This window comes from Hyphomicrobium sp. CS1GBMeth3 (assembly GCF_900117455.1).
Taxonomy (GTDB): domain Bacteria; phylum Pseudomonadota; class Alphaproteobacteria; order Rhizobiales; family Hyphomicrobiaceae; genus Hyphomicrobium_C.
The window spans coordinates 70,349-85,627 of record NZ_FPHO01000003.1; the positions used below are offsets into that span (position 1 = coordinate 70,349).

Sequence of the window (15,279 nt, forward strand, 5' to 3'; positions counted from 1 at the left end):
ATGCACGTCAGGTAATCGGCGCCGGTGAATGCGCCTCGGCGCGCGCCAGCAGCAAAGCCCCGCTCAGGGCGTCACCCGCCGCCGGCACAAGGCGGTCGCGGGTCGCGGGCGCGAGCCAGCCTTCCATGCTGGCGGCAAGCCCGCCCGACAACGCAATGGGCGTGACGCCCAATTCTTCCAGCCGCGCCGCCATGACATCGATATGGCCGGCGGCAAGCTGCATCAATTCGACCGCTATAGCATCGTCCTCTGACGCAAATTCGACCACGAACGGCGCGAAACGCCCAAAATCGCGCGGTCGCGCATGACCCATAAAACGCACGATCGCGTGCGGATTGCCGTTGAACTCGTGCATCACCCGGACCAGCAGGCCTCTCATGTCGATGCGCCCGTCATACGCCCATAATGTGCGGCGCAGAATCTCACAGCCGAGCCACGCGCCGCTGCCTTCGTCGGAGACCGGAAAGCCCCAGCCGCCGACACGGACCTGCCGTTCGCCCATCACGCCCCAGCCGACGCTGCCGGTACCGACAATGATCACGCCGCCGTCACCGCCCTGATGCGCTCCGACGCAAGCCGCATGCGCGTCGGTGGTCAGCACCGCTCGGTGGAAGGGGTGCCGGTATTGGCGGGCGGCGGCGAGATCGACCGGCTCGCTTGCGCCCGCAACGGCAAGACAAGCCGTAGTGCGCTTGAGCGCGTCGGGCGAAAGGCCCGCACCGGCAAAGCATTGCTGGGTGGCATCAAGCACAGCGGCAAAGCTTTCCTCAAGGCCAAATCGGATATTTGCAGGGCCCGCGATCCCCTCGCCCAGCACACGGCCAGGAAGGTCGCACAGCCTTGCACGGCAGCGGGTACCGCCACCATCTACCCCCAGAAGCAATGCATTTTCCGACAATCGAGCCTCCGGTCGCACAACAGGATTAACGCGGCAACAGGATTAACGCGGCAAGGCGTTTGCTCTATATAGTTTGCTCTATATAGAGCAAACGCATGGATACTGAACGTCCCAGCCCCCGCTACGCCGGCATCGACCTCTGGGAGCCGGCCGACGTGCTCGACGCCATGATCGAGGGGCAGTTCGCAGCCGTCGCCGCCGTGCGCGCCGCGCGCCCGCAACTTGGGAAAGCCGCGCTCGCCATGGAAGGCCGGCTGCACGAACGCGGCCGGCTGATCTATGCCGGCGCCGGCACGTCGGGGCGTCTTGCCGTGCAGGACGGCGCCGAACTGATGCCGACCTTTTCCTGGCCGCGCGAACGCCTGTTGCTGCTGATCGCGGGCGGCCATGAAGCCATGATGCAGGCGGTGGAAGGCGCCGAGGACGAAATCGAACACGCGCGCGAGCTTGCCACGCGCCACAATATCGGGCCCGACGACGTGCTGATCGCGGTAGCGGCCAGCGGCACCACCCCGTTCACGCTCGCCTGCCTGCGTGAGGCGAAACGCGCGGGCGCGCTCACCATCGGAATCGCCAACAATCGCGGGACGCCGATCCTCGAAGACAGCGACGCGCCGGTTTTGCTCGACACCGGACCTGAGCCGATCGCCGGCTCGACCCGGATGAATGCCGGCACCGCGCAGCGCATCGCGCTCAATCTGCTGTCCTCGTTGGTGATGATCCGGCTCGGCCACGTCTATCAGGGCCTGATGGTGGACGTGCAGGCGACCAACGCCAAGCTTGTGCAGCGCGCGGAAGAGATGTTGCTGCGTCTCACGAGCCGCAGCCGCGACGAGGTGCGCAACGCGCTCATCCGCGCGCAGGGCAGCGTGAAGCTCGCCGTGCTGCTGCTGGAAGGCTGCGAGTTGCAGGACGCGCGCAATTTCCTCGATCGCTGCGGCGGCAAGCTGCGCGAGGCGCTCGCGCTTTACCGCGATCAGCCCAAGCGGCCGGGCCGCGCCGCCTAGGCGCCGACGCCCGATCAGGCAATTTCAATCGCAACCTTCGAACGCGCTGTGCACCGCGAGCTTTTCGGTGTCCGTCAATTGCAGCAACGGCCGCCGCACCGGACCGCCAGCCTAGCCGAGCAGATCCTGCTAGTATTTCGCATGCGCATGCGGCTTCTCGGCCGGACGCGTGCGGCGGAATGCCTAGCGCGCCGGATTGAGGCCACCACGTCATCGCCGATGTCCGCAAGTGAAACGATGCGCCTTTTTGCGGCGCACTAGCCTCTAAAGCCATCTCGGCAGCTGCTGGCCCGAAGCCACGATAGCCGAATGCCGGCTTTCAGCCCAGAGCGGTAGGAAAGCGTAGCTGAGCGTGATCCGGTGAGTGGTACGCTAGTAGAGTACGCGAACCTGGCGACCGACATGATAGATATACCACCCACCCCAAGCCGGAGGTGGGATCAGATCGGATAGCGCAGCGTTGCGGCCAGCGCCGCGTTGTCGGGAATGTCCGCCCGGCGGACTCCCAAAAAGCGCGCGCCTGCCAGAATGGCTCTCCCGGCGATCTCGTCGACGACATCGTAGGTGCTGGCGTCCGCATCGGCCGCGAAGGTTACGGCACCGTTGGTGTCGCCTACCGTTCCGGGTGTGATCTGATCGATGTCGACCATCAAGAGCTCGATCGCCCCGTTCGTGGCCGCCCGTGCGGCCTCGCCAATATCGGTCGTCGCGCGGCGGTCGCCCGAACGGGCTCCATACAGCGCCTTGGCGCCATCGATCTGCGCTTTGTAGTGGGCATCAAGGATCGGGCGCGCCGCGCTCGCAAGTTCCGCATCGGTGAGGCGGTCGGGGCTGTCTGAGATGGCCTCACGCAAAATCCCAGGATAGCTGTTCAGGTTGCGGAAGATCGGTCCCAGGGGTTCTGTCGCAGCAAGTATCAGCGGTGTATCGCGGCCTGACAGGACGCCGCGTAGGGCCGCGTCCACCTTACGGGCATACTGGCGGAGAAGGACCGTTTGCCCTTCGGCGTTGGCTATTCGCGTGTTCTGCGTAAGGTTGTTTACCGACGCGCGGCGCACGGCATCGGAAGCACTTTTGGGCAGGTCCTGCACACGCACATTCGATGGCGGAAAATCCGGAAAGATCTCAATCAGGCGCACCGCGTTTTCAGATAACGCAAGGACAAAGGCCGTTTGTGGGAACGCGATGGCCCGCAGCAGTGGCTTCAAATGGAAGCGGTCGGATACCTGGACCGTGTCCGTCATCGCGGTCGCCAGCCTGAATGTACGCACGCTATCCGGGGTCGCAAGAACGGCCAGGCTGTGGGCCTGTAGCCTCCAGAAATCTTCATCTTCGGCCAAAGCGGTGAGCTCCGCTTCAAGCAGAGCGCGGCGACGCTTGTCGAACCCGGCCGTCACAAGCTGCTCTGAAGCCGACTTGACCATGTTGCCGAACGCAATGCGGCTGGCGGAGACGTGCTGGGTCTGGGGCGTCGTAGATACGTAGATCGACACGCAGGCATCTGCGCGCGTTGAAATCAGCGCCTTGAGTTCCGGAAGTGTCGGGATATCTACGTACAGCATCAATACATTGCTCCTGCTGTCTGATGTAAGGCGATGGTGATCAATTGGGACGTAAACCTTCTCGGCGTCAAGCGCTGTTCAGGAGCGCTTTTCATGTCGGCGACGGGGGTACGACCACGACCAGGAGATCGCAAGGTGGCATTGAAAGCAGCCCACGCGATACGCTGCCGAGCACGGCCTGAACCCGCGAGCGGGAGCTGCGCCTCCCCTCAAGACTGGTACCCAACAAGCCGGAGCATTTTCCGGACGAAGTGGAAACCGGTTCGTCCCCCAAAAATGCGACATCAACAAAGACTGGAAGCGCGCGGGATGGACAGAGGTCGTGATGGGCCTCGGCGTCCAACGTGAGCGGGCTGGGATGGTCGGCCATTTGCCCAGGCATGCTTTCAGCATGACGTTCCGCACCGATGGAGGGCGTCACCGCGGGCTGAGGTCACGCCGGAGGCGTGCCCATAACAATCCAAGGCGTTCGCGCCGAAGCCAAGCCGGCATCACTTTGCCGTGGCGCATAGCAGTGGTGGAGCGGTCATGCCGAAGGCGTGCACAAAGACCAGCCGCATCCCTCAAAATATACGGCTTCGCCGCTCCGCTCCCCGGAGTCCTGCCGAAGGCGGGCAAACAAAGGGCCCACATCACGGCACGCTCTTTGAAGCAAACGATCGCTAATCGCGAGACGTCCGCGTCTGCGCGGCTCTCGGTGCATGCGCCCTCCTTGCGCACCACCCACGGCGCACCCAACGCGAGGCACCCTTAAGTCCGCGTCGCGCTCCAGGTGCCGGAGCACAACCCCGACGGCCCGCGGCCGTGCCACGTTCCGCTCGCGGCGAAATGCCGGAACCGTCCTGTCCCACTGGCCGTGCGCGGGCCAGCCACGGCCTTGAGGTTCACGCGCCCGGAAGGCGAAACGCGGCCACCCAGCCGGATCGCATAGAAGGCAAAGGAACCCCCGGTCGAATAGATGCGGCCGCCCTTCACGCCCATGCCGATGTCGATCACGCCGCAATGCCCGCGGGTTGTCCGGGCGACCATGCTCCACTGCCCGTCGTACTTGGCCGCAAGCGCCGGCGACGCGGCGCACATGAGCGCCCCCGCAGTCGCCAGAGCGAAAGCGCACACACGATTTCCGGTCATGACACACCTCACAACGACGACCAGCCTCATCCAGCGATGCGGCACGAAGCAAGGCGCGCGCACCCAACGCCGCTCCCTAAAATGCCTATCCCCGCTCCGCGTTCCTCCGTTTACGGTGTTCGCAGCCCGCTCAGTCGCGAGCGGACATGAGCTGGTCGTGCCGGAAGCAGGCCTCCGGCATCACCCCGAGCCGGGACGCGGTCTTGGAAGCAATCAGCTTTTTATCCGCAAGACGTCCCGCGGCCGACAACCCACTTCGGGCTCCCGCTTCTATTTGGTCTCGCCCCGATGGAGACCCGAGATGCGGAGAGTGATTTCGTGCTGCACCGCGTCCGGCTGCTCCGACACGGCACGCGTCAGAGCCTTGAGATAGTTGCGGGCGTCGTGCAGTTGATCGATCAGCGACAGGATGACCGGCAGGCTCGCGTGCTCGAGGCCCATGCGATAATGCAGGTCGCACGCCAGCGCCACACGCGCCTGATCGATGCGATCGAACAGATATCCGCTCTCGTCGCGGTGCGGCGCGATTACGCCCTCGTCGATCCACGCCAGCAGCACATGCTGCTCGAGGCATGTGAACTGCGCGATGAGCTCGCCTTCCCGGATCATGTCACGCTGCCTCCCTTCCACGCGGGTTTTGCGGGTGCGCCTTTTCCCACTCGGCCATGAACTGGGCGAGCGCGTCGTCGGCTCCCTCGGGCGGCACGATGTGGATCTTGACCAGCTGGTCGCCGCGGCCGTCGTCCTTGCCGCGCGAAACACCTTTGCTGCGCAGCCTCAGGTGCGCGCCGTCCTTGACGCCCTTCGGCACCGTCAGATCGACCGGCCCGTCCACAGTCTCGACGCGCACGCGCGCTCCGTTCAGCGCCTCGCCGAGCGAGACCGGCAGCATGGTCAGGATGTCGTGGCCGTCCCGTGTGAAAGTCGGATGCGGCCTGACCGAGATCTCGACGTATGCGTCCCCGGTTTTGCCCTCGGAGCCCGGCAAGCCCTGCCCCTTGAGACGCAGCACCTGGCCGTCGCTGATCCCCGCCGGGATCGCGATGTCGAGCGTTTTGCCGTCGGGCATCGACACCGTTTTGCGCGCACCGTTGACCGCGTCGAGAAAGTCGACCTCCAGCGCGTAACGCACGTCGTGAGGCGGCATGCGAAACCCGCCGCGTTCGCCGCGCCCTCGAAAGAGATCGGCGAAGATATCGTAGTCGAAGTCTGCCTGGCCATCGCCGCGGCCCGGGCCACGCTGGCTATAGCGTATGTTCGGGTCTGCTTCGGCGTACTCGCGGTAGAAGTGCCGCTCCGGCTGGCGCTCGGCCCCCGTCTCGTCGATCTCGCCGGCATCGTAGCGCTTGCGCTTGTCGGCGTCGCCGATGATGTCGTAGGCGGCGTTGATTGCTTTGAAGCGCTCTTCGGCCTCGGGCTTGCCGGGATTGAGATCGGGATGCGTCTCCTTCGCGGCCATGCGATACGCCTTGCGTATGTCGTCCTGGCTGGCGTCGCGTGCCACGCCCAATACCTTGTAGGGATCGGCCATGCGTCTCACGTCTGTTCGGGCGCGCGGCGGGATCGCGGCACGTTGAGACGTCAGACTAAGCCAGCGCCCACTTTTCGATCAACGCTTACATGCGGTGGCCGCCTTGGACAGGCCGGGCTTATGATGTGCTGAAGATCAGCCGCGCTCTCCTGAAGCGCACGCCGTGAGCCAAATCCAAACAGGAGACAGGCCTTCGAAAACCATAGCGCTACTCTGCCGCCAGCTTGACGTAGGCGCCATTCGGGACCGGGCAGGCCGCCCAAAGCTCGCCGAGCGCATCGATCAGGGTCGCCATCTGCTCGTCCGAATGCACCGGAGATGGCGTCAGGCGCATGCGCTCGGTTCCCTTCGGCACGGTCGGATAATTGATGGGCTGCACATAGATCCCGTATCGGCTGAGCAGCGTGTCCGTCACCGCCTTGCAGTGAATGGGACAACCGACCATCACGGGAACGATATGGCTTTGGTTATCCATAATGGGCAAACGCCTCTCCTTGAGGGACTTCTTGAGTGCGCGAGCCCGCTCCTGATGGCGGGCGCGCTCGAGCGAGCTGACTTTGAGATGTCGGATGCTCGCAAGCGCACCTGCCGCAATCGCAGGCGCAAGGGACGTGGTGAAGATGAAGCCCGACGCGTAGGAGCGGATCGCGTCGCAAAGGTCGCGCGTGCCGGCGATGTAGCCGCCCATGACGCCGAAGCCCTTCGCCAGCGTGCCGTTGATGATGTCGACGCGACCCATGACACCGTCGCGCTCGGCGATGCCGCCCCCGCGCGGGCCGTACATGCCGACCGCATGCACCTCATCGAGATAGGTCAGCGCCCCGTACTTCTCGGCAAGATCGCAGATCGCCGAGATGGGCGCGATGTGCCCGTCCATCGAGTACACGCTCTCGAACGCGATGATCTTCGGCGCGTCGCGCGGCACCTGCTTCAGCTTCGCTTCGAGGTCGGCAACATCGTTGTGGCGGAAGATGCGCTTCTCGGAGCCGCCGTGACGGATGCCCTGGATCATCGAAGCGTGATTCTTCTCGTCGGAGAAGATCACGCAGCCGGGCAGCAGCTTCGCAAGCGTAGAGAGCGTCGCATCGTTGGCGACGTAGGCCGAGGTGAAGAGCAGCGCCTGCTCCTTGCCGTGCAGATCCGCGAGCTCATGCTCGAGCTCCACGTGATGATGCGTCGTGCCGGAAATATTGCGCGTGCCACCCGAGCCCGCACCCACCAAGTCGATGGCCTCGTGCATGGCGGCGATAACCTTGGGATGCTGTCCCATGCCGAGGTAGTCGTTGGAGCACCACACGGTGACTTCGCGCGAACCCATGGCGGTGAAATGATCCGCCACCGGAAAAAACCCGCGGCGGCGTTTGAGATCCGCAAAAGTGCGGTATCGACCTTCGCGACGAAGAGCCTCGAGCCGCTGCTGAAGCAAGCGCTCAAAATTCATGCCGGCCTCCTGCACATCATTCCAATACAAATGCGAACAATCATTCGGCCTTCAGACCTAGCTCAAGAGCCGCAGCCATGATCCGGCCAGATGAGGCGGAATCGTCCTTGAAGACTTCAAGCGCCTTGCGTAAGGCGGTCGCCGCGACGTCCATCTCGCCGAGCACGACACGGGATCGCATAAGGCGAGTCCACCCCGCCACGTCTCGCGGAGAGCTCTCGAGGCGATACGCCAGGCCATCGACCATCGACCGGATTGCGGCGTCACGCTCGTGCGCAGGTCCCTCCTCGGAGCTGATGGCTTTCTTCGCAACCGCACCGGTCTGCAAAGGCGCGGCTATTCCCGATCTGGCGGCTTCGGAGACCCTCGCCTTCGCTTCCTCGTATGCGAGCTTGAGCTCGGCGGAACTCGGATCAAGCTCCACTGCCCTCGCGTAGGCAACGGCTGCCTCTTGATAGCGCTCCATATTGAAATAGGACCAGCCGAGCATGCGCCAGCCCTGGACGTCCTGCGGCGCGTCTTCAAGACGCGCTGCCAGCCGCCCGATCATCGTATTCACATCCGGCAGCAGGTTCTCGTCCGCCGCAGCCACAACGGCTGGTTTCTCTGTCTCGATGGAACGCGCGTAGTTTTCGAGGTTTGCCAGCAACGCGCTGTCGGTATCCTCCATGTCTGTCGTCTGCTGAGCATTACGCAGATAGGACATGGCCGCGCCAACGCCTGCAAAGAGAAGAAAGAGAGCGGCGGCAGCGATCATCAATCCCGCACTGCCTCGAAGATCCCGGCCGCCCCCCGAACGCTGTGACCGCAGCCGAGAGAAAATAAGGTGAGAGCCGACAGGGCTCCTTGAGAGCACCTGAAAACTGTGCATCGCGGCTATGACGATTGACGCGGCAATGAGAAGCAAGCCAAGAAGCGTCAGCGACATCTGCAAGCTCCCTTCTGACGGCGGGATGCTACAGGGCTATTGCCAGATTTGACGACGCATCTCCGGTTGCTACCTGAGCATCGGTTGCGGGATTTCGGATAGTAATAGACGTAGCCGCCTATATGCGTGGGGTAGTGGCCGCGGCTGTAGTAATAGGGATAGTCGTAGTAGATGTAGCTCGGACCTACGGGAAGGTAGATCCGTGTTTTTCGAGCGCGCCGTTGAACGCGGCGTTTGCTTTCCAGCACGTAGGTTCTGGCGCTTTCGCGCGACTTCTGCGCAGCCTGCTTGGACGACTTGGCCTCGGCCACCGGCGCAACGCAAAAAATGCCGAACACCAGCAAGCCTCTCATCAGGCTAGAAGCGAACCAATTCCGACTACTCATGAGAGACCTCACATAGCCGATCATCAGAATTTCCTGCGGAGCTCGGTGCGAATGCCGAAGTTGTCTTCGTCACCATCCTCGAGGATCTGGTAGGTGGCATCGGCGCGGAACAGCCAGGCCCGATCGATCGGGACCTGATAGCGAATACCGAAGGCATACTGCGCCTCCTGCGCACCTATGCCGTCCTTCTCGAAGGGCTGCACGGTGGCAACCTCGAAGACGAGTTGCTGATCGAGATCGAAGAGATACTGCAAGCCGATCGCGCCGCCGAAGGCGTCGGAGCCGGTGTCGTCGAGCTTCGGGTAGCCGGTCAGGGCATCTGTCTCGAAGTTGATGCCGACGTTCTTCAGAATGCCCGCGCCGTTGCCATCCACCAGGGGCTGAGGGTTACCGGCGCCGATAAAAAAGTTGGCGTAGGGGAGCAGCGTGCTCGGTAGGCCCGTGATCAGGCTATTCTCCGAAATGACGGCAACGCCATCGCTCTCACCGTTGGGAGCTTCTCCAAAGTTCGCGAACACGCGGGTAGAGTTCGACACGGTGTTGTAATAGCGGCGCGTGTAAGCGCCGGTCAGGAAGTGCGTGAGAAGGCCATCCTGCTCGTCGCGCCCCTCAATCATGCCGTAGCCTGCTTCGATATAGCCGTCGAAGGCGTCGACGAAGGCAGTGACACCATAGAGGTTGGCATTGTCATCCTGGCCCGCCCCGATGAGGCCCGCATTGTCGACATCGTCGAACGCGGCGAAGAAGGTGATGTCGAAGTTGGCCAGGCCAAGCGCCGCAGAGTTCTTCGCCGGCAGGCTCACCGCGCCACCCAGGATCGCATCGTTCGCCCAGATGCCGTTCTGCAGAAACAGGGGGAAGAGACCGACGGTAAAGGGCAGATCAAAACTGGCTTCCTGACCGGAGAAACCCGAATAGATGGAGCCGAAATCGCCCTCGAAGAACAGCGTTTGCGGGTCAAGATCGAACTCGCCGTTGAACTTGTCGTTGGCACCGCCGCCACCAAACTCGTAGCGCGTGAATTTTACGGCGCCGTCCTGAAGCGGCGTGAAGAAGGCGTGAAGCCGTTCGGTTCCCGTGATCTTGAAATCGACATCGAGATTCAACCGGGTCGCGATCTGGGCAATGTCCTTGCCGTTGTTATTGTTGTAGGCGACCGCCGTCCGCCAATCGCCGTAGATGGAGAGGCCCGGAAGCAGTGGGTTCTTTTCACCCAGGAAGGTGCTGCTCTCGTCGTATATGCCCGAGGTGTATTGCTGGCGGCCGATCTCCAACAGCGGGCGCGGCGGCTCGACCGCGGCCTTCGAGCCGTAGATATCGACCTGCTCCTGCGCATCGTAATCTTTTTCGTACTGTGGATCCGGCAGGAAAAGGTCGTCCTTGGCGGTACTGCGCTTGTCTGCCTTGGCGTCCGCAGCATCGTTTTTGGAGGGCGCACCCACATACTGTGGAACGGCGTACCGAGGACCGGTATTGGGCGCGCCAGGATCGGGCGGAGACGCTTCGCGCGACACTTCCGTCACCCAGCTTCCCGCATAGGTCTCTTCGCTATTTTCGCCTGCAGCTGGCCCTGCAGTCACTCCGGACATCACGAGGCCACCGCCGGAAAACAGCGCGAGAATAGCGGTCGTTGTTTTGGCACGGTACGCATTACAAACCATAGGGACTCCACGTCGTGGCTCTGACCGGAAACGGAAAGGGTTGGTCAGATTTCCGTGCTAGCCCTTCACGTCGACATCCACCGCGAAGGAGTGGAAGTTCACGATCCGCTCGTTCATGCTCTGCTCCATTGCCTTGGTGGAACCGACAAAGCGCATGAAGTAGATGGGCTCGGCTCGGCTCCGCATACGGAACGCTAGGCGGTATTTCCCTGACTTCGTGATCAGGTTGCCCGGCACCTTGTATTCAGCTTGCTTCTTGCCGAGCGGCGCCAACGACCGGTTCTCCATCCGCACAAGCGGTGGGTGGTTGAGAACAGTCGTCGGAACGCCCGGCGGACGCAGATGCGGCAGCGGATCGACGTCGAAGTTCACCGGCAGGTACATCTCGCGCTCGGTTCCCTTGACGTTGGTCGTCAGGAACTTGGTCTGGAAGTGCACCAACTGCTGGTCTGTCTTGATGCGCCCGGCAGCGACGTCCAGGCTGTGCAGATCGGCGATGTCGCCGTTGCTGTCGACGTAACCCGACTCCCAGACATTCTTGCCATCCGGATCGACCAGGGCGACGTTCACCCAGAGCTGAGGCTGCGCTCCGAGCGATCCAGACGGAAGGTTGTGTCCCGTGTTGGCGTTCTTGATCGTGTAGGAGAATGCCAGATCCGCGCCGACCTTCGGCGTGCCCACGATGTGGGGACCGTCGATGTGGCTGCTGTTCTCCATGACCTGCTTTCGCAACTCGTCCCGCTCGTCGAGCTTCTTGATATTCTCGTCTATGATCTGCCTAGCCTCTTCACGGTCGAGCGCGTCGGCCCAACGCTTGGGAAAGGCGACCTTGACCTTGCCGTCTGCGACCTTGTCCTCGAACTTGGTCGTGCCCCAGCCCGCGCGCCAATCGAACTCCAGCCAATCCTTGACGCTAAAGGCCTGCGCCTTCGTGTTGTGCGGGAATACGCCTGGGTGAGCGATCGAGTAGCCCGGGCCGACGAAACGGTGATTGGCGTGCTTGCGCCCCGGGTTGACCTCCTTACCGCCGACAATGGCGGAGGGCGCCGTCGCATAGCCGGATGGCTTCCCGGGGACCTTGCCCATATGGCAATCCTGGCACGAGACGCCAGCCTTGCGCGCCGGACTGTCGCGATACTGATCCCAGACGATCTCGAGCTTGATACCAAGATTGACCGCTACCTGATGGCAGCTGACGCAGAACTCCGACTTGGTGATCTGGTCGTTGGTGACCATACCCTCGTGGATGTCGTTGCCGCGCCCATCGGTACTGGTTTTGACGGAGTAGGTCTCTTTGTTGGCGAGAACGTCTTTGATGACGCTCTTTTCGCCGCTGCCGTAGACCGGCTCGTGGATCTTCCCCGGCTCGACCCTGCGTTCACCATTGACCTTGCCATACTGCTCTTTGACACGATGGCAGGTGATGCAGCTCACGCCCTCGCGTGAGATCTGACTGCGCGCCCAGAGTGGAGTTTCGCGCGACTCGCCGAGTTGCGTCCCGACCTGCTGATGGCATCGCACACAGAAAGTGCCGACTGTGCCTTGCGTCAGCTCCTGAAACTTCTGCTCGAACTTGTGGAACATCGGCGAGATCGACGCATAGGCATGCTGCGACGACGACCACTCCTCGTAGATCTGCTTATGGCACTCACCGCATTGCGCAGCAGTGGGATAGAGGGAGAGCGTCTCATCGTCGACCGCGTGAACCGGCGCATTGCTGCTGTTTGCGCCCTCGCCGCCTTGAACGTTCGGCTTGGCGTCCACGCCGTCGGCTTTATCGCCCGCTCGCTTATCCTTTTGATCATACACTCCTACTTTTGAGGGTTGCACCGTCGTGCTCCAGGCACCTCCGCTGGAGCCTGAGATCGCATTCTGACTGAGGAAGGCTGCGTTGATCAGAATCGAACTCACGAAAACACACGAACGCAACAAAATACCGGACAATGGTTTCATCGCCCCACGCTCACACGAAATTTAAAGATGACGTCCCGATTCACTTCGCTAACGCGAGAACGGCGCCCGACCGCCGCTCGGGAATTCTGATGGGATAATTAATTAACAAAAAATTGGCCGCGATAAGGCGGAAACACGAAAAAGAGGAATGAGATGTTTTTTCAGCTCCAGGTGACAAATTTTAGAGAGCTCGCCATTGCCAACTCCCCGTGAGCCCCGGGCGGAAATTTTGAAAATGAGGATATTCTACCTACACGCTGAAAAATATAAGCTATCTATCTTCCGATCCGCCCTTCACCTGGGGATCAAAACGGCTCGTTACACCGCGCCATCGGGGGAGCATCAGCACACGTTTCGATCCCGCATACCTGCCCTCCGCAGACTGAGCGGAATAATTCGCAGGCTCGTTCCGTTGTCATAGGTTTTGACCGAGGGCGCACGCTAGGTTGAGCCCGCATTTCCCTCCCGAATTTTTCGCCTCGCATTTCTTGAAAAGTCGCACCGGATAACGCACTTAGCGACACTCGCGGTTTACGGCCATCAAACGGCCATTGTCAGAGCACGATAGTGAGTTAAATCGTTTTTGGATAATTCAGGCGTGTATTGAAATCCGTGGATAGGCATTTGTAGTCCACTGCGACAGGTCAATGGCGAAACGTCACCGAATAACATTCAATGGCCAAGTCTTCCTGGCACGGCGCGGCGAGTTGCTTCTGGACGCCGCTCTGAACAACGGCATCGACTTCCCGCACGATTGCCGCGCCGGGCACTGTGGCGCGTGCTGCGTGCGTTTGATATCCGGTGAAGTTCAGGGTGGTGAAGGATCCGAGCCAGGCGTCGTGCATGCGTGTCAGTGCCGGATCGTCGCAGACGCCGCGATCGAGCCGCGTCGGGCGGCGCACATTCGCTCCATTGATGGCGTCCTCGATTCATTGCGCTCGCTGTCAAACGAGGTGATGGAAGTCGGCATCAGAACGGACCGCGCCCTGCCCTACCATGCGGGGCAATATGTCCAGCTTCGCTTCAACGGCTATCCGAGCCGCCCTTTCAGCATCACCCATCCGTTGTACGACGAGCCGAACAGAAGCTCGGTCTGGTTCCATATGCGACGCACGAAAGGCGGGCGAGTAACCTCATCGCTCGGCAAGCGGATCAGGCTGGGCCATCACGTGCAGCTGACGGGACCTTATGGCGCAGCCCACTTCCGTCCCAACGTGGACGGCCGGCTCGTTCTCGTGGCAACCAACACGGGCTTTGCGCCGATATGGTCGATAGCCGTAGCTGCGCTGCGCGAGAATCCAGACCGCAACATCATGATCATAGCCGGCGGCCGCACCCTCGAGTCGCTCTACATGGGACCAGCTCTCGTGCGGCTCGCGAGCTTTCCCAATGTTCTCGTCGTGCCTGTCTGCAGCACACCGCAGACCAGGTTCACAGCCGTGCACCCGGGCCGGCCGACCGACTATCTGCCTCGTTTACATGAAACCGATGTGCTCTACGCCTGTGGCGCGCCGGGAATGGTCGAGTCCGTCAAATCGATCGCGGCACGCAACGGCGTAGTCTGCTACGCGGATCCATTCATTGCGACCATCAGCGACAAGGGAAAGCGAAGCGTCCTGAACCGGGCGATGCAGTGGCTCGCGCCCGATCCCCGTCGCGGGCGGCAGGAGCCGTCGTTGGAAACGCAAGGGTTGGCTGAAGCAAGGGTGAGTAACCATTCCCGTCGTTAGAGTGCAGCGTTCTCGGCTTATCGGGTTCGGGCGGCAGCAGTCCCTCTGCGTGTTCGGCTTGCTGCTTATCCTCGGCGGCGGCGCGGACAACGCCACCGCGTCGGATACCGCCAAGATCATGGGGCCGAATGCCTGCGCCGAATGCCACAAGCAGGAGACCGAGGCCTGGAAGAGCACCCATCATTTCAAGACGTACCGTGCGATGCCGCGCGACGCCAAAGCGAACGAAATCGCCAAAAAGATGGGCGTGCGGCGCATCAAGTCGGAAAGTTTATGCGTGAATTGCCATTTCACGCTGCAGAACAAGAACAACAAGGAGCAGTTCGTCGCCGGCGTCTCCTGCGAATCCTGCCACGGCGCCGGACAGGATTGGATCAAGGTTCACAGCGAGTTCAGCGGCAAGACCATACTCTTCGAGACCAAGGCCGAGGCGCAGGCGCGTTGGAAGCTTGCCGACGCCAAGGGGATGATCAGGCCGCGCGCCTTCTACCAGCTGGCGAAGAACTGCTACGGCTGCCACGTCGTACCGCAAGAGGATCTCGTGAACAAAGGCGGCCATCGCGCGGGCAGCGATTTCGAGCTCGTCTCGTGGTCGCAGGGTGAGGTGCTGCATAACACTTGGCACTCCAAGGGCAGAGCCAATGTGCCCGCCAGCGCGGCACGCAGGCGGATGCTCTATCTCGTCGGTCTGGGCGTCGACCTCGAGACCGCCATACGCGGCATCGGCCGTGCGAAGACCAGATGGCTTTATGCCTTTGAGATGGCCAAACGCGCCGACCGTGCACGCAAGCAACTTGCCGCCGTGGCGAAAGCGGCGCCGGACGTGCCGGAGATCGCAGAGATAGTCAAATACGCCCACGCGGCCGGGCTGAAGCTGAACAATGAGCGCGCGCTTACAGCCGCGGCCGACGGCATCTCCAAACAGCTCATTGCCATCACCGAGAAGTATGACGGCAGCACCTTGGCGAGGCTCGACCCGCTAATTCCGGGACCGGAAAAATACAAGGGCGTGGCGAGGAAACCGGACAACTGAGCGGGCAAGCGACGACGA

13 protein-coding genes are annotated in these 15,279 nt (G+C 62.0%); 3 read left to right on the forward strand and 10 right to left on the reverse strand.

The features are described from left to right. Positions 1-7: 7 nt before the first annotated feature. Positions 8-898 (reverse strand): glucosamine kinase nucleotide-binding domain-containing protein, encoded by an 891-nt coding sequence (locus CS1GBM3_RS07660; RefSeq protein WP_072394031.1) that lies wholly within the window; start codon positions 896-898, stop codon positions 8-10. Between the two features lie 95 nt (positions 899-993). On the opposite strand from CS1GBM3_RS07660, the gene CS1GBM3_RS07665 reads away from it, so the two are divergent. Further along, positions 994-1,905 carry an N-acetylmuramic acid 6-phosphate etherase gene (locus CS1GBM3_RS07665; protein ID WP_072394034.1) on the forward strand — a complete coding sequence of 304 codons (912 nt, stop codon included), beginning with the start codon at positions 994-996 and terminating at the stop codon, positions 1,903-1,905. Positions 1,906-2,345: 440 nt separating this feature from the next. On the opposite strand, the gene CS1GBM3_RS07670 is transcribed toward CS1GBM3_RS07665, so the two are convergent. The 9 genes from CS1GBM3_RS07670 to CS1GBM3_RS07705 form a co-directional block, all read right to left on the reverse strand. Continuing rightward, positions 2,346-3,467, reverse strand: a complete 1,122-nt coding sequence (locus CS1GBM3_RS07670) for a baeRF11 domain-containing protein (protein ID WP_072394037.1) — start codon at positions 3,465-3,467, stop codon at positions 2,346-2,348. Between the two features lie 750 nt (positions 3,468-4,217). Then, positions 4,218-4,598, reverse strand: coding sequence for a hypothetical protein (locus CS1GBM3_RS07675; protein ID WP_083567323.1), 381 nt, complete (start codon positions 4,596-4,598; stop codon positions 4,218-4,220). 270 nt (positions 4,599-4,868) lie between these two features. Next, entirely contained in the window at positions 4,869-5,207 is a 339-nt protein-coding gene (locus tag CS1GBM3_RS07680; RefSeq protein ID WP_072394040.1) for a hypothetical protein, read from the reverse strand. 1 nt (position 5,208) lies between these two features. Next, the gene (locus CS1GBM3_RS07685) at positions 5,209-6,129 is read right to left on the reverse strand and encodes a DnaJ C-terminal domain-containing protein (protein WP_072394043.1); all 921 of its coding nucleotides are present in this window, start codon (positions 6,127-6,129) and stop codon (positions 5,209-5,211) included. A 208-nt stretch (positions 6,130-6,337) separates the two neighbouring features. After that, positions 6,338-7,570 carry a 5-aminolevulinate synthase gene (gene hemA / locus CS1GBM3_RS07690; protein WP_072394046.1) on the reverse strand — a complete coding sequence of 411 codons (1,233 nt, stop codon included), beginning with the start codon at positions 7,568-7,570 and terminating at the stop codon, positions 6,338-6,340. Between the two features lie 40 nt (positions 7,571-7,610). Next, positions 7,611-8,327 carry a tetratricopeptide repeat protein gene (locus CS1GBM3_RS07695; protein ID WP_072394049.1) on the reverse strand — a complete coding sequence of 239 codons (717 nt, stop codon included), beginning with the start codon at positions 8,325-8,327 and terminating at the stop codon, positions 7,611-7,613. 161 nt (positions 8,328-8,488) lie between these two features. Further along, positions 8,489-8,884 (reverse strand): hypothetical protein, encoded by a 396-nt coding sequence (locus CS1GBM3_RS19485; RefSeq protein WP_139247842.1) that lies wholly within the window; start codon positions 8,882-8,884, stop codon positions 8,489-8,491. A gap of 23 nt (positions 8,885-8,907) precedes the next feature. Further along, positions 8,908-10,545: a hypothetical protein gene (locus CS1GBM3_RS07700; protein ID WP_072394052.1), complete on the reverse strand. Its 1,638-nt coding sequence runs from the start codon at positions 10,543-10,545 to the stop codon at positions 8,908-8,910. A 57-nt stretch (positions 10,546-10,602) separates the two neighbouring features. Continuing rightward, entirely contained in the window at positions 10,603-12,354 is a 1,752-nt protein-coding gene (locus CS1GBM3_RS07705; protein WP_244534588.1) for a cytochrome c family protein, read from the reverse strand. Between the two features lie 791 nt (positions 12,355-13,145). Between CS1GBM3_RS07705 and CS1GBM3_RS07710 the strand changes: the two genes are divergently transcribed. Both CS1GBM3_RS07710 and CS1GBM3_RS07715 read left to right on the forward strand, forming a co-directional pair. Beyond that, positions 13,146-14,228, forward strand: a complete 1,083-nt coding sequence (locus CS1GBM3_RS07710) for a 2Fe-2S iron-sulfur cluster-binding protein (protein ID WP_072394058.1) — start codon at positions 13,146-13,148, stop codon at positions 14,226-14,228. A gap of 49 nt (positions 14,229-14,277) precedes the next feature. Beyond that, positions 14,278-15,261, forward strand: a complete 984-nt coding sequence (locus tag CS1GBM3_RS07715; RefSeq protein ID WP_244534590.1) for a cytochrome c family protein — start codon at positions 14,278-14,280, stop codon at positions 15,259-15,261. Positions 15,262-15,279 lie beyond the last annotated feature (18 nt).